The organism is Streptomyces sp. NPDC031100, assembly GCF_055570785.1.
In genome coordinates this window covers 304,606-326,092 of record NZ_JBVIGN010000004.1, presented here as the reverse complement: position 1 = coordinate 326,092, position 21,487 = coordinate 304,606, and the positions used below count along the sequence as shown (strand labels likewise).

Here is a 21,487-nt window from a genome sequence, read left to right as displayed (position 1 = left end):
TGAAGCCTCCGGTCACAGCGAGCGGGCGGATCTCGTGCTCTGGCGGTCGCGAAGATGTCGGGGAGACGGCTACCTGTCACCGGGCGGCTACCCCTCACATGAGATCGGCAGTGTCGGCATGTTCACGTCCGCCATCACGCTGGGTGCCGGCGACCGTCGGCGCCGTCGGATGCCTCCGGATGACCAGGCGGTCCACGCCTGGCGTGCAGACCGGCAGCGTCCAAAGCCGCCGAGCGTCAACACCTTCAGCCTCATCACTCGTTGGTGTCGGCGGGACGAGCCCGCCGTACGGTGACCTCCCGATATGCCCGAGCCCGCCGGAGCTCCTGCATGGCAGGCAGGCCCACCGAATCGGCCGCCGCGGCGAAAGCCGCGCAGATCACCGGAGTCTGAACGCTGCGGGCCGGCCAGGACGGGCCACGACCACACGCGCGGCACCTTTTATCAATATCGTTCCAGGGTGTCAAGTCACGTATTGCGGTGACATGACGGACTCTTCCCGGTGGGGTTTATTTGAAGCAAGCCCGCCGGGGAAATCCCCGGAAAACCCGAGGCCTGAAAATATCCCACTCTTCCTGTGTGGGACGGATACCAATCCCCTGCAACACCGAATGGAGAATTCTCATGACCAAGATTTCCTGGACCCGCCGTATCGTCTTCGCCGCCAGCTCGGCAGCCCTGATCGGCGGCGGTGTGGCTCTGCCGGCCACCGCGATGGCCGCTCCCGCCCCCCAGCACGTCGTCGCCCAGGTCCCCACGGACGACAGCGCCGACAGCGCCGACGCCATCACCGGCAGCAACGGGGACCAGACCCAGGTCGGCGGCGACAACAACAACTCCCCGGCCACCGCCAACGGCGGCACCACCGGCGATGTGAACGTCGACCTCAAGGGCCGCCAGGACGGCAGCACCATCAACGCCGTCAGCGGCGACGCCAACGGCGGCACCGCCTCCACCCGCGGCGGTGACACCAACGGCGACCAGACCCAGGTCACCGGTGACGCCCACGGCGGCCAGGTCAACAAGGCGCAGATCAAGCAGGCCGCAAAGGGCAAGAAGTGACCCCACCACCCAGCCCGCCGGGGCCTGCTCCCTGCAGCACGACGAGCCGGTGACCACAGCGGATGCCGGGGAGGCAGGGCAAGCCCGCCTCCCCGGCATCCGCATACCACGTCAGCGCATACAGCCGGTACTCGTGCGACCAGTAGGAGCACGCACCACCGGCGTCTTGGGATGAGACAGACGCAAGCCTTGTTCCGCCCCGGCAGCCACCCCATAGAGCACGTCCGCCAGGTCAGCCCCGCCAGTCCCATCAAGGGAACGACCCCGCCTCGAGTAACGAAGGAGAAAGCACCCCCTCAAGGGAGAAAACGACCTCTCAGACGGCCAAGGCTCTGCCCAGCGTGGTGCAGGACGCCAATCAGGCGAACGTGAGCCAGGGCGACGGCGACACCAACCAGGCCAACGTCGCCCAGGGCGACGGCGACACCAACCAGGCCAACGTCGCCCAGGACTAGTCGTGACCTTGGCCGCGAGACCGGACCCGCACCCGTGCTGACCGGCCTCGACGACGGAACCCGCCACACACCCGTGGCGGGTTCCGTCGTGCGCGTCCTGAAGGTCACGACCCGCTTCGCTCATGGCCCTGACGTCTTGCGCCGGTGCCGTGCCGGCTCGCGGCGCAGCCCGGCGTTCTCCTCCATGACCGTCCTCTCGTCGAGAGACGAATTCACCGCTTGCGGGGCTGCTCTCCCGGGTGCTTGTCCATGCCCTTCATGACTGTCTCCTACGCGAACGGGGACCGTTTCGATTTCCGGCGTTTCCGGCGCGGCCCGGGCTTCGCATAGGCAGGAGCACAAAAAGACCGGCACATTCCGAGTGCCCGAGACTTGGCAAAGAAAAGAAGCCCGGAATTACTCCGGCCCCCTGAGTACCGGGCCGGCCCAGGCGGGCGGGTCGGGCACCGGGTCGGTGGCGACGGGGACGCGGGCCAGGTGGGGGTCGACCAGCGTGGGGGTGCGGCCCTGCGGGGCGGGCTGGTCGGCCAAGGCCTCGCGCAGGGCCGCGACGAACTCCAGGCAGGTGCCGTGACGGTCGTCCGGGGACTTGGCCAGCGCCTTGCGCAGAACGCCGTCGGCGGCCGGGGGGATCCCGGGGCGCTCCTCGCTCAGGGCGGGCGGCGGGTCGTACTGGTGCGCCCACAGCAGGTCCAGGGCGTCCTCGCGCCGGAAGGGCGGGGCGCCCGCGAGGGTCTCGTAGACGACGCAGGCCAGGCTGTACAGGTCGGATCTGCCGTCCACCGGCAGGCCCGCGACCCGCTCCGGCGCCACGTAGTCGAGGGTGCCGACGAACTCGCCCGCGGTGGTGAACCCGGTGAGCGACAGGGACTTCTTGGCCAGCCCGAAGTCGGTGAGATAGACGTGTTCGGGGTGGTCTGCGTCGACGCCCTTGGCGACCAGGACGTTGCCGGGCTTGACGTCCCGGTGCACCAGATCGTGCTCGTGGGCGGCGTCGAGCGCGGACGCCAGCTGGGCGGCGATGCGCACCGCGGCCGGCACCGGGAGCGGGCCCGACCGGTCGAGCAGGGCCCGCAGATCCTGCCCGGTGACGTAGCACATGGCGATGTAGAGGACCCCGTCGGTCTCGCCGGCCTCGAAGATGGGCACGATGTGCGGGTGCTCGATGGCCGCCGCCACCCGTGACTCGTGGGTGAAGCGGCGGCGGAAGGCGTCGTTGCGGGTGTACTCGGGGGCGAGCAGTTTGAGGGCGACCGTACGGCCGAGGCGCAGGTCCTTGGCGCAGTAGACGACGGCCATGCCGCCGCGGCCCAGCTCGCGCTCCACCCGGTAGCCGGCGATCTCCGTCCCGATCGGGCCGGAGGGTTGCACCACCCGCTCGCTCACGCCCGAATTCTATCGAGTTGATCGATATACGCGCTTGTTCACCTGATCCCTGTGTGCGCTTGTCCAGGGCATGACGAAGGCCCGGGTCTCCCTCACGGGGCCCGGGCCTTCCCTCATCCGATCACGTCCGTCACGCCGCGACCGGAACCTCCGGCGTCGCACCGTTCGTGGCGGGCGCGAGCGCCAGCTCCAGGACCTGGCGGACGTCCGTCACGGTGTGGACGTCGAGCTTGTCCAGCACCTCGGCCGGGACGTCGTCCAGGTCGGGTTCGTTGCGCTTGGGGATGATCACGGTGGTCACCCCGGCGCGGTGGGCGGCGAGCAGCTTCTGCTTGACGCCGCCGATGGGCAGCACCCGGCCGGTCAGCGAGACCTCGCCGGTCATCGCCACGTCCGTGCGGACCAGGCGGCCGGAGAGCAGGGACGCGAGGGCCGTGGTCATCGTGATGCCCGCGCTCGGGCCGTCCTTGGGGACCGCGCCCGCCGGGAAGTGGATGTGCACGCCCCGGTCCTTCAGGTCGGCCACCGGCAGCTCCAGCTCTGCACCGTGGCTGCGCAGGAAGCTCAGCGCGATCTGTGCCGACTCCTTCATCACGTCGCCCAGCTGGCCGGTCAGGGTCAGCCCGGCCGCACCCGTCTCCGGGTCGGCCAGCGAGGCCTCCACGAAGAGGACGTCGCCGCCGGCTCCGGTGACCGCGAGACCGGTCGCCACGCCCGGGACGGACGTACGGCGCTCGGCCGGGTCCTGGGCGGACTCGGGCACGTGGTGCGGGCGCCCGATCAGCGCGCGCAGGTCCTCGTCCCGGACGGTGAACGGCAGCTCCCGCTCGCCGAGTTCGTGCTGGGCCGCGACCTTGCGCAGCAGCCGCGCGATGGACCGCTCCAGGGTGCGCACGCCCGCCTCGCGGGTGTACTCGCCCGCGAGCTTGCGCAGCGCGCCCTCGTCGATCGCGACCTCGTCCTTCGCCAGGCCGGCCCGCTCCAGCTGGCGCGGGAGCAGGTGGTCCCGGGCGATGACGACCTTCTCGTCCTCGGTGTAGCCGTCCAGGCGGACGATCTCCATACGGTCGGCGAGTGCCTCCGGGATGGCCTCCAGCACGTTGGCGGTGGCGAGGAAGACCACGTCGGACAGGTCGAGTTCGACCTCCAGGTAGTGGTCGCGGAAGGTGTGGTTCTGCGCCGGGTCCAGGACCTCCAGCAGGGCCGCCGCCGGGTCGCCGCGGAAGTCCGAGCCGACCTTGTCGATCTCGTCCAGCAGGACCACCGGGTTCATGGACCCGGCCTCCTTGACGGCACGGACGATACGGCCGGGCAGCGCGCCGACGTACGTACGCCGGTGGCCGCGGATCTCCGCCTCGTCGCGGACGCCGCCGAGGGCGACCCGGACGAACTTGCGCCCCATGGCATGGGCGACACTTTCCCCCAAACTGGTCTTTCCGACTCCAGGAGGACCAACCAGGGCCAGTACGGCACCGCCGCGCCGCCCGCCGATGACGCCCAGGCCGCGGTCGCTGCGGCGCTTGCGCACCGCCAGGTACTCGGTGATCCGCTCCTTCACGTCCTCCAGACCGGCGTGCTCGGCGTCCAGGACCGCCTTGGCGCCCTGGATGTCGTACGCGTCCTCGGTACGGGAGTTCCACGGCAGTTCGAGCACCGTGTCCAGCCAGGTGCGGATCCAGGAGCCCTCGGGCGACTGGTCGCTGGACCGCTCCAGCTTGTCGACCTCCTTGAGGGCGGCCTCGCGGACCTTCTCCGGCAGGTCGGCGGCCTCCACGCGGGCGCGGTAGTCGTCGGACTCCTCGCCGTCCTGCTCGCCGTTCAGCTCGCGCAGCTCCTTGCGGACGGCCTCCAGCTGACGCCGCAGCAGGAACTCGCGCTGCTGCTTGTCGACGCCGTCCTGGACGTCCTTGGCGATGGTCTCGGCCACGTCCTGCTCGGCGAGGTGGTCGCGCAGCTGCTGCGCGGCGAGCTTGAGGCGGGCCACCGGGTCGGCGGTCTCGAGCAGTTCGACCTTCTGCTCGGTGGTCAGGAAGGGCGAGTACCCGGAGTTGTCGGCGAGCGCGGAGACGTCGTCGATGGCCTGGACGCGGTCCACGACCTGCCAGGCGCCACGCTTCCTCAGCCAGCTGGTGGCGAGGGCCTTGTACTCCTTGACGAGTTCGGCGACATGGCCGGGCAGCGGCTCGGGCACGGTCTCGTCGACCCGCGCGCCCTCGACCCACAGCGCGGCGCCCGGACCCGTCGTACCGGCGCCGATCCGCACCCGGCCGCGGCCGCGGATCAGGGCCCCCGGGTCGCCGTCGGCCAGCCGGCCGACCTGCTCGACCGTGCCCAGCACACCGGTCTTGGCGTACGTCCCGTCGATGCGCGGCACCAGCAGGACCTTGGGCTTCCCGGGCTCCGACCGGGCGGCGGCCTGGGCGGCCTCCACCGCGGCCCGCACCTCGGTGTCGCTCAGGTCGAGCGGAACCACCATCCCGGGCAGCACGACCTCGTCGTCGAGCGGCAGCACGGGCAGAACGAGCGTGAACGCCGTGGACTCAGCAGCCATGATCTCCCCTTAGGCAGTCAACTTGAGCTATGCCGACTCAACCTGCGGAGCTGTGCTGGTGTTCCCGGGATGGTGTTCGCCGTGAGCGATCGCGTTCAGGCCGGCCGCGCCCAGCGGCGCACCAGAGGCCAGCTCATGACTCCGAGCGTGAGGGCAATCAAATGGCCCCAGTTGGTCATCGGGTCGAGGAAGGCGATCAGGTCGCTCACCAGGGTGCCGGTGACCAGAGTGAGGAGGGGCCAGCGGACCCAGGGTGTGAGCAGGCCGGACAGGGCGCCGATGCTGGCGGCGACGCCGAAGCTGATGCCGTAGTCGAGGCGGTGCAGGGAGGTGTCCGGGAGGTCGCCGAACAGGACCGCAAGGCCCACCGGGACCTCCGTGGCGAGGGTGGCCAGGACGTGGCCCGCCAGGAACACGCAGGCCGCCCGGGCACCCCCTATCCGCCGCTCCAGCGCGGTGAGCACCAGCACGAACGCGGCCGCGTACGGCGACAGGACCCCGCCCGCGATCCACAGCGCGCTCGCCAGCAGCACCAGGACCGGCGTGCGCACCAGGTGGGCGACGTCGGTGCTGGAGTCCTCGTACAGCCGGTGCACCAGCGCGGGGTCGGCCCAGGCCGCCACGAGTGAGGTGACGGCGAGGAGGGCCGCGTAGGCGAAGGTGAACGGAGTACCGGCGGGGGTGGGCAGAAGGCGCCAGGGGCGGAAGGCGGGACGGGTCGCAGCCGGGGCCGGGGCCTGCACCACCGCCGGTGCCTGCACCACTGCCGGGGCGGGCAGCTCGCGCTGGCGCGGGACCCCGTCGAGCAGGCCGGCGACGTCCGGCAGCGGACCGGCGGGAAGAGGCATGCCCAGGGGCGGGGACGCGGCCGTCGCAGGGCCGGTCACGGTGCGTTCCACGTGAGGCGCTCCTTCCGTCGCGCCCCACCCTTCGTGTTCATGAGGCCGCTGTCTATGACCGACGCCACGCGAGAGCGGATTCACAGCAACCTGAAAGGTGTCGGAGGCGTCCGCCTCCGGTTCGTACGCGAGTTCGCCGGGCGCCCGGCCGTGTCCCGCGAACGGGTGCACCGCGTCGCCGGTTCGCGGCCGGTTCCCGGCTAATTCCCGTGAACGCAACGCCCCGTTCGAGCAGGATGGGGGTATGACTGCCGTGCATGACTCCCCCGTGGTCCTGGACCGTCGCGACGGCCCCTATGGCGAGGTGGTGCTGCGCAGGCACGGCACGCTGCTGCAGATCATCGCCAACGGCTGCTTCCTGATGGACACCTCCGACGGCCGCTCGGAGCGACTGCTGGTCGACGCCGCGTACGGCGCCCTGGACGGTCGCCCGGCGCCGGACGTGCTGATCGGCGGGCTGGGGGTGGGATTCTCGCTCGCACACGCCGCGGCGGACGACAGGTGGGGGCGGATCACCGTCGTCGAGCGGGAGCCCGCGGTCATCGACTGGCACCGCCGCGGACCGCTGCAGCAGCTCTCCGCTGGTGCGTTCGCCGATCCGCGCACCGAGATCGTCGAGGCCGATCTTGTGAGGTACGTCAATGAGACTTCGGACACGTTCGACGCCCTGTGTCTCGACATCGACAACGGCCCCGGCTGGACGGTCACCGAGGAAAACGACGGTCTGTACGCACCGGCCGGACTCGCCGCCTGTGCAAGGGTGTTGAAGCCGGGCGGGGTACTGGCGGTATGGTCTGCCGAACCCTCTCCGGAATTTGAAGGAAGCTTGTGGAATGCCGGGTTCCGTCAGGTGCGTACCGAAGAGGTGCCCGTTGCCCGGGGCGTTCCGGACGCCGTACACCTCGCCGTCCGCCCTGGATAGCGACGGCGCGGTGAGTCCCCGTAATGTGCTGCCCTGACGCGGATCATTCAAGCGTCAATCGCAGTCATGGGATCACCCCACGGATTCCGGAAAGCAACAGGGGCGGGCGATGGAGCAGACACACACCTCCCAGACCGGAGCGGCCACGACGACCCAGGGCGCGCAGCGCCGCGTGCTGGTCGTCGAGGACGATCCCACGATCGTCGACGCCATCGCGGCCCGGCTCCGCGCCGAGGGATTCCTCGTGCAGACCGCGGCCGACGGTCCGGCGGCGGTCGACACGGCCGAGGCCTGGCAGCCCGACCTGCTGATCCTCGACATCATGCTGCCCGGCTTCGACGGCCTGGAGGTCTGCCGCCGCGTGCAGGCCCAGCGTCCGGTGCCGGTGCTGATGCTCACCGCGCGCGACGACGAGACCGACATGCTGGTCGGCCTCGGCGTCGGCGCCGACGACTACATGACCAAGCCGTTCTCCATGCGGGAGCTGGCCGCGCGGGTGCACGTCCTGCTGCGGCGCGTGGAGCGGGCGGTCGTCGCCGCGTCCACGCCGCGCTCCGGCATCCTGCGCCTCGGCGAGCTGGAGATCGACCACGCGCAGCGCCGGGTCCGGGTGAAGTCCGAGGACGTCCACCTCACGCCCACCGAGTTCGACCTGCTGGTGTGCCTGGCGAACACCCCGCGCGCGGTGCTCTCCCGGGAGCAGCTGCTGGCCGAGGTGTGGGACTGGGCGGACGCCTCCGGCACCCGGACCGTCGACAGCCACATCAAGGCGCTGCGCCGGAAGATCGGCGCCGAGCGGATCCGTACCGTGCACGGCGTGGGTTACGCCCTGGAGACACCGACGCCATGAGCGACGGGCGGGAGGCCGCACGGAGGAGCCCCCAGGCCCCCGGAGAGGAGCCCTGGGGCGGCGTACGCCCGTTCTCGATCAAGACGAAGCTGGGTACGCTCGTCGTCATCTCGGTGCTGATCACCACGGGCCTGTCGATCGTCGCGGTGCACACCAAGACGGAGCTGCGCTTCATCACGGTCTTCTCGATGATCGCCACACTGCTGATAACGCAGTTCGTGGCCCATTCGCTCACCGCGCCGCTGGACGAGATGAACGCGGTGGCCCGTTCGATCTCGCACGGCGACTACACGCGCCGGGTGCGCGAGAACCGCCGTGACGAGCTGGGCGACCTGGCCGAGACGATCAACGTCATGGCCGACGAGCTGGAGGCGCAGGACCGCCAGCGAAAAGAGCTGGTGGCGAACGTCTCGCACGAGCTGCGCACCCCGATCGCGGGCCTGCGCGCGGTGCTGGAGAACATCGTCGACGGGGTCACCGAAGCCGACCCGGAGACCATGCGGACGGCCCTGAAGCAGACGGAGCGCCTCGGCCGGCTCGTGGAGACCCTGCTGGACCTCTCCCGGCTCGACAACGGCGTCGTCCCGCTGAAGATGCGCCGCTTCGAGGTGTGGCCGTACCTGTCGGGCGTGCTGAAGGAGGCCAACATGGTCGCCTCCGCGCGCGCGGGCATGACGTCCGGCTCCGGGAGCCACACGCGTACGGACGTCCATCTGCACCTCGACGTCTCCCCGCCGGAGCTGACCGCGCACGCGGACCCCGAGCGCATCCACCAGGTCGTGGCCAACCTGATCGACAACGCGGTCAAGCACAGCCCGCCGCACGGGCGGGTCACCGTGAAGGCGCGGCGCGGGCCGCAGCCGGAGTCGCTGGAGCTGGAGGTCCTGGACGAGGGCCCCGGTATCCCCCGGTCGGAGTGGCGCCGTGTGTTCGAGCGGTTCAACCGCGGTGCGGTGACCCGGCCGCACGGTCCGGGCAGCGACGGCGGCACCGGCCTCGGTCTCGCGATCGCCCGCTGGGCGGTGGATCTGCACGGCGGCCGGATCGGTGTGGCCGAATCCGACCGAGGGTGCCGGATCATCATCACTCTCCCGGGACTGACTTCCGTCCCAGGTTGACGTAAAGTCCGAATCGGAGCCACAAGATCCACGGGCGTCCGCGCAGCCGGACACGTGTGATCTGGGACGGGCCCGGGACGCGCAGCGGACGCAGCCGCGCCGGGCCCCGCTCGGCGATCCCGCACACCCTCGTGCACACACGGAACCACGCTTGTTTCCCGCCATATCAAGCCCTGAAACAAGATCTCCGGTGTGACTTACGCGACGATGAACGGGCCCGACCTCACCTTCACCGGCTTGGAGGCGTAGCCTTTATTCCCGCTGTCCATCACCTTGTGAAGCGGAAGAGGGCGGTTGCCGCCGTGTCGCCACAGTCCCCCAGTAACTCGAGCATCTCGACCGACGACCAAGCCGGGAAGAACCCCGCTGCTGCGTTCGGCCCCAACGAGTGGCTCGTCGACGAGATCTATCAGCAGTACCTCCAGGACCCGAATTCGGTAGACCGTGCCTGGTGGGACTTCTTCGCCGACTACAAGCCGGGCGCTCCTGCCGCCGCGGCTCCGGCGGGTACTGCGGCCGCGGGGGCCGCAGGGACCACCACCACGGCTCCCCCGGCCCCGAGCGCGCCCGCGGCCCCGGCCGCTCCCGCGCCCGCCCCTGCGGCCCCGAAGCCCGCCGCAGCCGCTCCGGCCCCTGCTCCCGCGGCGCAGGCCGCGGCCCCCGCCCCGGCCAAGCCGGCGACGCCCGCACAGGCGCCGGCTCAGCCGAAGGCCAAGGCCGCCCCCGCCGCGGAAGCCCCCGAGGGCCCCGAGCTGATCACGCTGCGCGGCCCGGCCGCCGCGGTCGCGAAGAACATGAACGCCTCGCTGGAGCTGCCGACCGCCACCTCGGTCCGCGCGGTCCCGGTGAAGCTGCTGTTCGACAACCGGATCGTCATCAACAACCACCTGAAGCGCGCCCGGGGCGGGAAGATCTCCTTCACGCACCTGATCGGCTTCGCGATGGTCCAGGCCATCAAGGCCATGCCGTCGATGAACTGGTCGTTCGGCGAGAAGGACGGCAAGCCGACCCTCGTCAAGCCGCCCCACGTCAACCTCGGCCTCGCCATCGACCTGGTCAAGCCCAACGGCGACCGCCAGCTCGTCGTCGCGGCGATCAAGAAGGCCGAGACGCTGAACTTCTTCGAGTTCTGGCAGGCCTACGAGGACATCGTCCGCCGCGCCCGCGACGGCAAGCTGACGATGGACGACTTCACCGGCGTCACGGTCTCCCTGACCAACCCCGGCGGCCTCGGCACCGTCCACTCCGTGCCGCGTCTGATGCCCGGCCAGTCCGTGATCATGGGCGTCGGCTCCATGGACTACCCGGCGGAGTTCCAGGGCACCAGCCAGGACACCCTGAACAAGCTCGGCATCTCGAAGGTCATGACGCTCACGTCGACCTACGACCACCGGGTGATCCAGGGCGCCGCCTCCGGCGAGTTCCTGCGCCAGGTCGCGAACCTGCTGCTGGGCGAGAACGGCTTCTACGACGACATCTTCAAGGCGCTGCGCATCCCCTACGAGCCGGTGCGCTGGCTCAAGGACATCGACGCCTCGCACGACGACGACGTCACCAAGGCCGCCCGCGTCTTCGAGCTGATCCACTCCTACCGGGTCCGCGGCCACGTCATGGCCGACACCGACCCGCTGGAGTACCGCCAGCGCAAGCACCCCGACCTGGACATCACCGAGCACGGCCTCACCCTGTGGGACCTGGAGCGCGAGTTCGCCGTCGGCGGCTTCTCCGGCAAGTCCCTGATGAAGCTGCGCGACATCCTCGGCGTGCTGCGCGACTCGTACTGCCGCACCATCGGCATCGAGTTCATGCACATCCAGGACCCCAAGCAGCGCAAGTGGATCCAGGACCGGGTGGAGCGCCCGCACACCAAGCCGGAGCGCGAGGAGCAGCTGCGCGTCCTGCGCCGGCTGAACGCGGCGGAGGCCTTCGAGACCTTCCTGCAGACGAAGTACGTCGGCCAGAAGCGCTTCTCGCTGGAGGGCGGCGAGTCCGTCATCCCGCTGCTGGACGCGGTCATCGACAGCGCCGCCGAGTCGCGCCTGGACGAGGTCGTCATCGGCATGGCCCACCGCGGCCGCCTGAACGTCCTCGCCAACATCGTCGGCAAGTCCTACGCACAGATCTTCCGCGAGTTCGAGGGCAACCTCGACCCGAAGTCGATGCACGGCTCCGGCGACGTGAAGTACCACCTGGGTGCCGAGGGCACCTTCACCGGCCTGGACGGCGAGCAGATCAAGGTCTCCCTGGTCGCGAACCCCTCCCACCTGGAGGCCGTCGACCCGGTCCTGGAGGGCGTCGCCCGCGCCAAGCAGGACATCATCAACAAGGGCGGCACGGACTTCACCGTCCTGCCGGTGGCCCTGCACGGCGACGCGGCCTTCGCGGGCCAGGGCGTCGTGGCCGAGACCCTGAACATGTCGCAGCTGCGCGGCTACCGCACCGGCGGCACGGTCCACATCGTCATCAACAACCAGGTCGGCTTCACCGCGGCCCCCGAGTCCTCGCGTTCCTCCATGTACGCGACGGACGTGGCCCGCATGATCGAGGCCCCGATCTTCCACGTGAACGGCGACGACCCGGAGGCCGTGGTCCGCGTCGCGCGGCTCGCCTTCGAGTTCCGCCAGGCGTTCAACAAGGACGTGGTGATCGACCTCATCTGCTACCGCCGCCGCGGTCACAACGAGTCGGACAACCCGGCCTTCACCCAGCCGCTGATGTACGACCTGATCGACAAGAAGCGCTCGGTGCGCAAGCTCTACACCGAGTCCCTGATCGGTCGCGGCGACATCACCCTGGAAGAGGCCGAGCAGGCCCTGCAGGACTACCAAGGCCAGCTGGAGAAGGTCTTCACCGAGGTCCGCGAGGCTACGGCCCAGCCGGCCGCCGGACAGATCCAGGAGCCGCAGGACGGCTTCCCGGTCTCGGTCCCGACCGCGGTCTCCGCGGAGGTCGTCAAGCGGATCGCCGAGTCCCAGGTCAACATCCCCGACCACATCACCGTCCACCCGCGTCTGCTGCCGCAGCTGCAGCGCCGGGCGGCCATGGTCGAGGACGGCACGATCGACTGGGGCATGGGCGAGACCCTGGCCGTCGGCTCGCTGCTGCTCGAGGGCACCACGGTCCGCCTCGCGGGCCAGGACTCCCAGCGCGGCACCTTCGGCCAGCGGCACGCGGTGATCATCGACCGCGAGAGCGGCGACGAGTTCACCCCGCTGATGTACCTCTCCGACGAGCAGGCCCGCCTGAACGTCTACAACTCCCTGCTCTCCGAGTACGCGGCGATGGGCTTCGAGTACGGCTACTCGCTCGCCCGCCCCGACGCGCTGGTGATGTGGGAGGCGCAGTTCGGCGACTTCGTCAACGGCGCGCAGACGGTCGTGGACGAGTTCATCTCGTCGGCGGAGCAGAAGTGGGGCCAGACGTCCGGCGTCACCCTGCTCCTCCCGCACGGCTACGAGGGCCAGGGCCCGGACCACTCCTCGGCCCGCCCGGAGCGCTTCCTTCAGCTGTGCGCCCAGAACAACATGACGGTCGCGATGCCCACGCTCCCGTCGAACTACTTCCACCTCCTGCGGTGGCAGGTGCACAACCCGCACCACAAGCCGCTGATCGTCTTCACCCCGAAGTCGATGCTGCGTCTGAAGGCGGCGGCCTCGAAGGCGGAGGAGTTCACGAGCGGCGAGTTCCGCCCGGTCATCGGCGACGCGTCGATCACCGACCCGGCGGCCGTGAAGAAGGTCGTCTTCTGCGCGGGCAAGGTCTACTACGACCTGGAGGCCGAGCGTCAGAAGCGCGGTGCCACGGACACGGCGATCATCCGTATCGAGCGTCTGTACCCGCTGCCGGGTGCGGAGGTCCAGGCGGAGGTCAACAAGTACCCGAACGCCGAGAAGTACCTGTGGGCCCAGGAGGAGCCGGCGAACCAGGGTGCGTGGCCGTTCATCGCGCTCAACCTGATCGACCACCTGGACCTGGCGGTCGGCGCGGACATCCCGGCCGGCGAGCGGCTGCGGCGCATCTCGCGCCCGCACGGCTCGTCCCCGGCGGTGGGCTCCGCGAAGCGCCACCAGGCGGAGCAGGAGCAGTTGGTGCGTGAGGTGTTCGAGGCGTAAGCCTCCGGCGGTTCGCCGAACACCAGGGCCCGGTGCCGAGTTCTCACTCGGTACCGGGCCCTTTGCCTACCCGTCGGGGCGGTCGAGACCGTACGCGGCTGCGGGTGCGTGGGGGCTGGTCGCGCAGTTCCCCGCGCCCCTTGGGGAGCTGCTGTCCCGAAGCACACTCAGCCCAGGTACGGCTCGAAGTCCCAGTAGGGGCGGGTGCGCTGGCGGGCCGAGATGGTGTGCGGGTGCTGGGCGCCCAGGGTTCGGGTGAGGCCCAGGAGGCCGTCCTCCTCCAGTTTTCCGGCCTCCTCCTGTTCCCGGGCGGCGCGCAGATCGGCGGACAGGGCCACCTGCGCGGACAGGGTGAGCGGGTGGTCGTGGCCGAGCGTGTGCCGGGCCCGGCGCAGGGTGTCCCGGCTCAGCTCCACGGCGTCGGCGATCCGGCCGTTGAAGTTCCGGGCGCTGGCCGCGTTGAGGGCACAGCCGAGGACCCAGGGGTGGTCGGGGCCGAGGGGGGCGGTGAGCCCGCCGAGGGCCGCCTCGAACATCGACAGGGCCTCGGCGCGTTCGCCGGCCGCCTGCATGACCAGACCGGTGTTGGAGAGCATGCCGGTCGCCACCGGGTGCGCCGGGCCCAGCAGGCTGCGGTAGCCGGCCTCGGCCTCGTCGATCAGCTCGCGGGCCTGCACGAGGTCGCCGTGCTCGCGCAGATAGTTGCCGTAGTTGGTGATGAAGGCCAGGGTCCGGTAGTGCTCGCGGCCGTGCACCTGCTCCAGCTGGTCCAGGAGGCTCGCCATGTACGGCCCCACGTCCTGCTGGTGGCCGCCCTCCCGGCGCCGGCACATGGCCAGGTGGGTGCGGGCCCCGAGGGTCTGCGGATGCTGCGGGCCGAGCACCTGGACGTGCAGCCGCACCAGCGGTTCCTGCCGGGCGAGCGCGTCGCGGTAGCGGCCCAGCAGGCGCAGGTCGTGGGTGACGGCGCTGCCGGAGTTGAGCGTGCTGATGTGCCGGGGGCGCAGCACGTTCTCCCGCTGGGTGAGGGTGTCCAGGTCGAGCTCGTACGCCTCCTGGTAGCGGCCGAGGAGCCGCAGGCCGACGGCGACGTTGTGCCGGGCCATCAGCGTGGAGACCTCGTCGGCGCCGAGGAGTTCGGCGTAGCCGTCGAGGACGCCCCGCTGCAGTTCGTCCGCCTCCCTGTACCGCCCGAGGTGGCGCAGGCTGTTGGCCATGTTGCCCTTGGTGGACAGCTCGGCCAGCGGGGAGGGCCGTTCGGCCGCCTGGAGCCGCTGGTGGAGGCCGTTGTCGAGGTCGTAGGCGTCGCGGAACCTGCCGCTGGCGCGCAGGATGTTGCTCTCCTGGTAGGTCAGGTCGAGCATCAGCTGGGACAGCGGGTCCATGGTGCGCGACCAGCGCTCGCGGATCCGCTGGGCCAGGTCGAGTCCGCTCTTGTACTCCCCGCTGCGGAAGCAGTACCGCAGGCAGTTCAGGACCATCTGCTGGACCCGGGGCTGGGTGCTCTCCAGCGCCCCGGAGGGTTCCAGGTGCGGGAGGAGTTCGGCGTACCGGGGCCAGTTCCTGCTGTCCATGGGGTTGCCCGGGTCGGCCTCGGCCAGCAGGCTGCGCACGGCCCGCTGGTGCGCGGCCCGGCCGGGCTCGCCGGTCAGCTTGGAGACGATGTCGTGGACGAGCCGGTGCATGTGCACGGACTCCTGGTGCGGCCCCATGTCGGCGCCGACCGGGCCGCGGGTCTCCCGGGTGAGGACCGAGTAGTTGACCAGGGTGTCCAGGGCCCGGGTCCAGGCGGGCAGGTCGCTGGTCATCCACCGCAGCTCCTCGGGGAGGTCGATCTGCGGGTAGGCGCGGATGAGGCCGAGCGGGATGCGTCCGGGCGCGAACGACGTGCACAGGCCGAGGACGTCGATGGCGTGCGGCTGGGACGCGCGGAGCCGGTTGAGCAGTATCGACCAGGAGGTCATGGAGGACTGCGGGAAGCCGTCCCCGGTGGCGGGCTCGTCCACCGTGGAGAGCCGGCGCTCGCGCACCATGCGCAGATACTCGGCCACCTCCATCCCGGACTCGCCGAGCCAGGAGGCGGCCTGCACCAGCGGGAGCGGTACGTCCCCGAACTCGGCGGCGACCTCGTCGGCCTCCGCCCCGGTGATGTGGGTGGCGCGCCGCATCAGGTAGGCGGTGGACTCGGCCCGCAGGAAGGCGGGGATCTCGAGGATGTCGGTGTGTTCGCTCCAGCCGCGGTTGCGGGAGGTGATGATCACGTGTCCGGGGCCCTGGGGCAGCAGCGTGTTCACCCCGGCCATGTCGTCCCAGCCGTCGAAGATGATCAGCCAGTTGGTGTGCGGCTCGCCGCGCCGCAGCGCGTCGCGGACCGCGCGGATGCGCTCGCCCGGCTCGCTGCCGATGCTCAGGCCGAGTTCGACGGCGAGTTCGCCGAAGCGGTCGCGCTGGATGTTGCGGTCGTCGGAGTTGACCCACCACACCAGGTCGTAGTCGGTGCTGAAGCGGTGCGCGTACTCGGCGGCGAGCTGGGTCTTGCCGATGCCGGACATGCCGAGCAGGGTGCAGATCGCGTTGCCGCGTTCGGCGTCGGCCAGGCGCTGGTGGAGGTCGGTGAGCAGGTCGTCGCGGCCGGTGAAGCGCGGGTTGCGGCGGGGGACCTCGCTCCAGATCTCGCAGCGGGTGTCGGGGTAGCGGACGCGGGTGGAGGGGGTGCGCGGGGTGCGGCGGCGCTCCACGCCGAGCCGGCCCAGCAGCCGTTCCTCGGCGGCGTCCTCGCTCAGCCCCCACAGGCTGGCCGGTTCCAGGACGGCGGTGGCCGGGAGCAGGGAGCGGTTGGTGAGGTTGACGGCGGCGAAGCGGTCGGCGTGGTGGGCGACGAAGCCGCGCAGGACGTCGTTCCACTCGCCGGCCGGGCGCGGGCCGAGTTCGAAGAACCAGTCGTTGAGGACCAGCAGGACGCGGCCGCTGGAGAGCAGCAGGTCGCCGAGCGAGTCCTCCAGCGGTACCTCGCGCGGCGGATCCCAGCGTTGCAGGGTGGCGCGATGGCCGTGGCGTTCCAGGGTCTGCGCGATCCACGCCGCCCACGAGCGGTGGTATCCGGGGAAGACCACCAGGAAGTGCTCGGGTGCCGTCGCACCGTCCGTGTCCGACCGCCGCTGTCCCACCATCGTCACTCCCTGCTCCCGCACCTGGCGCACTCGCGGACATCCGTCTGCATAACGTAACGCAACCGTCGGCTCATGCAGCGTCACTCCCGGGCGTGGGCCATCGAGCCGAGGCCGGCGTGATGTCCGCTCATCACTCGGACGAACTCCCTTCCGGCTGAGGTCAGTTCATCGGATTCCCGGAGAACGGACAAGGCGTCGCCCACCTGGTCGCGGTAGACGGCGAACTGCTGCGCCGCCCGGGACCGCCAGGCCGCCGGAAGGGTGCCGTCGGCCCGGGCCCGCCACCACAGATCGGCCAGCGCCAGATGCGCGTACGCCCCCTGGAGCACTCCGGGGACGGGCCGCGGGTCGGGCCGCCAGCCGACGCGGTGCAGGGCTCCGGGACCCGGCCGGCACAGCGCCACGACCCCTTCGAGGGCGGCCAGTTTGGTGTGGTGCGCCTCGTGCACCAGGCACTCCGCCAGTTCCGCGGCGTCGGCGGGCAGTTGGGCCAGTACGGCACCGGGGGCGGCGCGCAGGGTGGCGCTCATCGGTTCGACGCCGGGTCGGCCGGCCGGCGCGAGCGGCACCACGGCGCGGACCAGGGCCCCGACCTCGGCGCTGCGGCCGGGGTCGGTCGCGGCGAGCAGGGCGTGCGCCGCGCGCCAGCGCCGGGTCCAGGCCTCGGGGGCGGAGTGCGGGCGTTCTGCCGCCGGTACGCCCTGGGGGCCGATCCCGGGCGGCGGCACCCGGTAGGGGTCCAGATCCTCGAGGACGGCGGCGCCGCCGGGCAGGGTGTGCAGCCCGGACCAGCCGTGCGGCTCGCCGACCGGCTCCGCGCCCGCCTCGGCCCGCGGGCGCAGGGCGACACCGCTGCCGCCCAGGGCGTCGCCGATGCGTAACGCCCCGGGGCCGCCGCCGAGCCGGACCCGGCCCGAGGGGACGCTCAGCACGCCGAGGCCGGGCAGGACCAGTGCGCCCGAGGGCACGGCCAGGATGCCGCCGACGCGCTCTCCCGCGCGGACGGCGGCGGCGACGGCGACCCCGCCCAGCTGGGCCAGATGCGCTTCGAAGAGGTCGCCGTCGGTCGTGGTGAGCGTCTCGGCCAGCCACACCCCGGTGGTCGGATAGTCGACGACGTCCCGGACGGCGCCGGGCGCGGCCCGCTCCAGCAGCGCCCAGTCCCGCTCGAACCGGCGCCGTACCGAGGGCGCGGTCCGGGCCTGCCGGCCTTCCACGCGGACGAGGAGGGCCTTGAGAAGCAGCATGCGACGCGCGTGGAGTGCGGCGCGCAGTGCCCCGGTGCTCGCGGGCAGGGGACGGGTGCTGGCCACCTCCGTCAGGATCGCGGAGGCGGCGCCCGGCCCCGTCATCCCCCGGTGTCCTCGTCCTGGACGCCCTCGGAAAGTGCGGCCGGAAACAGTCGCTGGGGCCCCTCGCCGCCGCCGGAGTACCAGACCTCGTGGAACTCACCGGAACGGTGCAGCAGGTGCTCCACGGCGGCGATGAGCCCGGGGTCGTCCATGGCACGCAAGGACGCCACGTCGATGCCGGTCAGGTCGGGCAGGAGCGCGGTCCGTCCGGCGTCCTCGCCGGGGCCGGCCGCCCATGTCCTTGGCTCCCCCACCCTCTGCTCCTCCCTGCCTGCGCCTGCCCCGCACAGCCACAACGGCTGCCCAGTTCTTCCCGACAGACCGGAGGCAGAAACACTCCCCGGATCAACTCCGGTCAAGGTCGGCCCGGTTGGCCCACTCCTGCGACCACGGCCACCAGGGCGGGGCCGTCTCGGACCAGTCGGCCTCGGGGGGGCGCCGGGCCGTATCGGCCGCCAGTTCCTCCTCCGCCCGCCGGCTCAGCTCCACGTCCGCCCAGTCCACCTCGCGCAGCGCGCCCACCAGCCGCTGCCACTGCTCCCGGGCCGCCCGGTAGGCACTGCGTGCCGCTCCGGTCCGCCCCATCAGCGCGAGCACCGCCCCGCTGCCGTGCCGTGCCCGGGCGGCGGTCACCGAGCCCGGGTCGCCGCCGTGGGCGGCCCGCGCCTCCCGCTCGGCGTTCTCGTACGCCTGGAGCGCGTCCGTGAGCACCGGCGCTCCGGCCTGGTGCCAGCCCTCCAGCCGCACCCGCCCCAACTGGAGCCACACCTCGGCCCGCAGGGCGGCGTCGGCGGCCGCGCGCACCGCCTGGCCGAGCAGGTGCCGGCTCTCGAACAGGTCGGGAAGGAAGCCGAGATGGCGGAACCGCTGGGCGAGTGCGCTGCCGACCAGGCCCTGGAGGCGGCCGCGCTGCGCGGACCGGGCGGGCAGCGCCTTCAGCGCCTCGCGCAGCACGTACTCGGCCCGGTCCACGATGCCCGCGCCGTCCCGTGCCGAGGCCCGCCGCAGCAGCGACTCGCCCCAGGCGGTGAGGAGCTGGCAGCGCACGGTGCCCTCGGCCGGTGCGAGCAGCGCGGCCCGCTCGTACGCCTCGTCGGCCTCCCGGGCCTCGCCCGCCGCGTCGTGGAAGGCGGCCAGTGCGGCCAGGCAGGGCAGCAGCAGATCGGGGTCGTCCCCGGCGACCCGCCGGGCCCGCAGCAGCACCCGCCGGGTCTCGGCGTCCTCGGCCCCGGCCTCCCGCAGCGCCCGCGCCAGATCGAGCAGCGCGGGCCCGCGTACGGCGTCGGCGGTGCCCTCGGCGTCCAGGATCCCGCAGGCTTCGCGGAGTTCGGCGACGGCGGCCTCGGGATGCCTCAGGTCCAGCAGGATCCGGCCGCGCAGCAGCAGCCGGGACCGGTGGGCGGTGACGGCCCAGGGCGCGGCGCCCCGACGGCTGCCTGCGGTGTCCTGGGACTCGGTCTGCTCCCCCTCTCCGGCGTCACCGACGGCATCACCGACTCCGACCGCGTCGACCGCGTCGTCCGGGATCCTGGGGCGGGACCATTCCCGTGCCTGCCCGGTCAGCCCGGGCCAGGGAGCCAGGTCGGGATCCAGGACGTCCAGGGCGGCCGTGAGGTGGTCGCTCTCCGCCGTCAGCTGCCACACCTCGCGTCGGCAGGCGGCCAGTTCCAGGGCCGCCTCGGCCCGTTCGCGGCTGTCGGCGGGGGCCGCCGCATGGGCCGCGGCGAGTTCGGCCGCGGCCTCGCGCAGCAGCTGGGCACGCCGTCCCGTCGTCCGCGCGGCGGCCAGGCCCGCCTCGGCGCGCAGGATGCGGCCGAGGACCAGGTGGGGCCGCAGTCCGGTGCCGGGGGCGGTCCCGGTGCCGGGCCCGGCTGCCGCGAGGGCCTGTTCCCGGGCACTGCGCAGCACGTCGGGGTCGGCCAGATGGTGCCACTGGGCGAGCAGCCGCTCGGCCTCGGTCAGCGGGTCGGGCGTGACCAGGTCCGGCAGGTAGAAGCGCAGGACCCGGGCCGGGATGCGGGCGAACAGCTCGGCCTCGACGCTGCCGCCGCCCTCCGGCGCGCCGGTGTCCTCGGGCAGGGTCCCGGCGCCGGCGGCCGGGTCGTGGTCGGCGAGCCGGGCCGCGGCGAGGGCGGCGAAGTTGCGGGTGCCCTTGCCGAAGTGCCGCTCCACATAGGCCGAGCAGTGCTTGAGCACGAGGCCGGCCGTGTCCTGGTCGAGGGAGGACAGCAGCAGGTCCTGGACCCGGCCCGAGTAGGCGAAGCAGGGCTGTTCCCCGGTGCCGGGGAGTTGCCTGAGCAGCCCGCCGAGCAGCACCTCGGCCAGCTCCATGGGGCCGGTGTCGGGCAGCATGGCCCGCTGGACCAGTTGCATCACGGGCAGCGTGAGGGGGGCCGCGGCGAGATAGACGGCCAGGCGCAGGGCGCCGGGTGAGGCTCCGGCGCGGAAGGCGCGCAGGAGGTCGTCGTCGCTGCGCGGTGCCGTACCGGCGGGAGCGGCGGCCGCGGGGGCCGTGTCCGGGTCGGTGAGAGCCGCCCAGGCGCGTTCGCGGGTGGGTCCCGCGCCGCCGAGCAGCCGGGCGAAGGCCTCGAAGGCCTCCGGGGTGGGCTGCAGCACCGGCACGGGCCGGGCGCCCGGCGCCGGTTCCTCCCAGGGCTCGTCGTCGGGCAGGAAGGCGAGCCGCCCGCCCACCTCCGCGGGGCGCAGCAGCAGTCCGGGCTCCGCGGGCAGCGCGGTGCGGCCCCACAGGCGGGGCGGCAGCGGCTGGACCACGGCCAGCGGGGCGGTGCGCGGCCACTGGTGCAGCAGGCGCTGCGCGCTGCCGTTCTGCCACAGCGGGCCCACGCAGTCGCTGATGACGAAGGTGAGCCGGCGGCCGGTGGGGTCGTGCAGTTCGTCGGCCGGGCGCAGCCGGGTGTGCCGGCCGGGACCGGCGGTCGTACCGACAAGGGGCGCGCCGGAGTCGTCGGCGTACAGGTGGTGGACGCGCACGGAGGCGAACGCGCCGGACTGCTGGCAGGCCTGGCGCAGTTCCTCGACCAGCTGTCCCCAGACGGCCATGGCGGGCCCGGTGTCCATGAGCAGCTGCACGTCGCAGCGCCGGCGGCGGCCGGGCCGGGTGACCGGGAGCAGGATGCCGCTGGCGGCGGCCCGGTCGGCGGTGGCCTCCTCGTCGAGGGGCTCGTCCGCGGAGCGGACGGAGGCGACCTGGTAGCGGCCGAGCGCGCGCAGCGCCTTCTCCAGGCCGAGCAGTCCGGGCAGCGCCCCGGCGGCCGGCGCGCGGACCGGGAAGGCGGCGGGGGCGCCGGCGTCGCCGTGCGGGCGCTCGGTGAGGCCGGGGGTGAGCAGTGGAACCGGGGCGGCGGGGGCGTCCGCCCGGGTCCTGGGCTCGTCGGGGACCGGGGCTGCGGCCGCGTCGGGGCGTGGTGTCTCCGCGTCGCCGTCGGACCGGCCGGCCGGGACCGTGCCGGGTGGTGCGGGGGCGTCGCGGGGCGGGGCCGCGCCGAGCCGCCGGGCCAGCCAGACCGCGTCCGCCACGTCCTCCGCGGTGAGGTCGAGCCCGCCCTGGCGCAGCTTGCCGATCAGCTCGTCCAGGCGCATCCCGGGCATC

The 21,487-nt window shown here is 72.2% G+C and carries 12 protein-coding genes; 5 read left to right on the top strand and 7 right to left on the bottom strand.

Annotation, left to right across the window (positions count from 1 at the left end):
- Positions 1-624 precede the first annotated feature (624 nt).
- Positions 625-1,062 (top strand): hypothetical protein, encoded by a 438-nt coding sequence (locus ACZ5DS_RS13355; protein WP_468237106.1) that lies wholly within the window; start codon positions 625-627, stop codon positions 1,060-1,062.
- Positions 1,063-1,913: 851 nt separating this feature from the next.
- Here ACZ5DS_RS13355 and ACZ5DS_RS13350 read toward each other — a convergent pair.
- The 3 genes from ACZ5DS_RS13350 to ACZ5DS_RS13340 form a co-directional block, all read right to left on the bottom strand.
- On the bottom strand, positions 1,914-2,903 hold the full coding sequence (locus ACZ5DS_RS13350) for a serine/threonine-protein kinase (RefSeq protein WP_468237103.1): 990 nt from the start codon (positions 2,901-2,903) through the stop codon (positions 1,914-1,916).
- 130 nt (positions 2,904-3,033) lie between these two features.
- A complete protein-coding gene (gene lon / locus ACZ5DS_RS13345) occupies positions 3,034-5,454 on the bottom strand; it encodes an endopeptidase La (protein WP_468237101.1) in 2,421 nt (806 codons plus the stop codon).
- Positions 5,455-5,549: 95 nt separating this feature from the next.
- Entirely contained in the window at positions 5,550-6,353 is an 804-nt protein-coding gene (locus ACZ5DS_RS13340; RefSeq protein WP_468237099.1) for a rhomboid-like protein, read from the bottom strand.
- Between the two features lie 244 nt (positions 6,354-6,597).
- On the opposite strand from ACZ5DS_RS13340, the gene ACZ5DS_RS13335 reads away from it, so the two are divergent.
- The 4 genes from ACZ5DS_RS13335 to ACZ5DS_RS13320 all read left to right on the top strand — a co-directional run bounded on the left by ACZ5DS_RS13335 (position 6,598) and on the right by ACZ5DS_RS13320 (position 13,355).
- Entirely contained in the window at positions 6,598-7,275 is a 678-nt protein-coding gene (locus ACZ5DS_RS13335; RefSeq protein WP_468237097.1) for a spermine/spermidine synthase domain-containing protein, read from the top strand.
- Between the two features lie 109 nt (positions 7,276-7,384).
- Positions 7,385-8,125, top strand: coding sequence for a response regulator transcription factor (locus ACZ5DS_RS13330; protein ID WP_468237095.1), 741 nt, complete (start codon positions 7,385-7,387; stop codon positions 8,123-8,125).
- Entirely contained in the window at positions 8,122-9,243 is a 1,122-nt protein-coding gene (locus ACZ5DS_RS13325) for a HAMP domain-containing sensor histidine kinase (protein WP_468237092.1), read from the top strand. Before ACZ5DS_RS13330 ends, ACZ5DS_RS13325 begins: the two co-directional genes overlap by 4 nt.
- A 302-nt stretch (positions 9,244-9,545) precedes the next feature.
- Complete coding sequence (locus ACZ5DS_RS13320) at positions 9,546-13,355, top strand: multifunctional oxoglutarate decarboxylase/oxoglutarate dehydrogenase thiamine pyrophosphate-binding subunit/dihydrolipoyllysine-residue succinyltransferase subunit (RefSeq protein ID WP_468237090.1); 3,810 nt, start codon at positions 9,546-9,548, stop codon at positions 13,353-13,355.
- 167 nt (positions 13,356-13,522) lie between these two features.
- Here ACZ5DS_RS13320 and fxsT read toward each other — a convergent pair whose 3' ends face one another.
- From fxsT to ACZ5DS_RS13300, 4 genes are all read right to left on the bottom strand, one after another.
- Positions 13,523-16,525: an FxSxx-COOH system tetratricopeptide repeat protein gene (fxsT, locus tag ACZ5DS_RS13315; RefSeq protein ID WP_468237088.1), complete on the bottom strand. Its 3,003-nt coding sequence runs from the start codon at positions 16,523-16,525 to the stop codon at positions 13,523-13,525.
- An 80-nt stretch (positions 16,526-16,605) separates the two neighbouring features.
- Positions 16,606-17,877, bottom strand: coding sequence for an aKG-HExxH-type peptide beta-hydroxylase (locus ACZ5DS_RS13310; RefSeq protein WP_468237085.1), 1,272 nt, complete (start codon positions 17,875-17,877; stop codon positions 16,606-16,608).
- The gene (locus tag ACZ5DS_RS13305; RefSeq protein WP_468237083.1) at positions 17,874-18,131 is read right to left on the bottom strand and encodes a hypothetical protein; all 258 of its coding nucleotides are present in this window, start codon (positions 18,129-18,131) and stop codon (positions 17,874-17,876) included. Before ACZ5DS_RS13305 ends, ACZ5DS_RS13310 begins: the two co-directional genes overlap by 4 nt.
- A 91-nt stretch (positions 18,132-18,222) precedes the next feature.
- Entirely contained in the window at positions 18,223-21,486 is a 3,264-nt protein-coding gene (locus ACZ5DS_RS13300; protein ID WP_468237081.1) for an SAV_2336 N-terminal domain-related protein, read from the bottom strand.
- Between the last annotated feature and the right edge of the window lies 1 nt (position 21,487).

Bases quoted from the DNA above. Each gene is read 5' to 3' on its own strand.
- ACZ5DS_RS13355 (WP_468237106.1), top strand. From the start codon at position 625: ATGACCAAGATTTCCTGGACCCGCCGTATCGTCTTCGCCGCCAGCTCG.
- lon (WP_468237101.1), bottom strand. From the start codon at position 5,454: ATGGCTGCTGAGTCCACGGCGTTCACGCTCGTTCTGCCCGTGCTGCCG.
- ACZ5DS_RS13335 (WP_468237097.1), top strand. From the start codon at position 6,598: ATGACTGCCGTGCATGACTCCCCCGTGGTCCTGGACCGTCGCGACGGC.
- ACZ5DS_RS13330 (WP_468237095.1), top strand. From the start codon at position 7,385: ATGGAGCAGACACACACCTCCCAGACCGGAGCGGCCACGACGACCCAG.
- ACZ5DS_RS13325 (WP_468237092.1), top strand. From the start codon at position 8,122: ATGAGCGACGGGCGGGAGGCCGCACGGAGGAGCCCCCAGGCCCCCGGA.
- fxsT (WP_468237088.1), bottom strand. From the start codon at position 16,525: ATGGTGGGACAGCGGCGGTCGGACACGGACGGTGCGACGGCACCCGAG.
- ACZ5DS_RS13310 (WP_468237085.1), bottom strand. From the start codon at position 17,877: ATGACGGGGCCGGGCGCCGCCTCCGCGATCCTGACGGAGGTGGCCAGC.
- ACZ5DS_RS13300 (WP_468237081.1), bottom strand. From the start codon at position 21,486: ATGCCCGGGATGCGCCTGGACGAGCTGATCGGCAAGCTGCGCCAGGGC.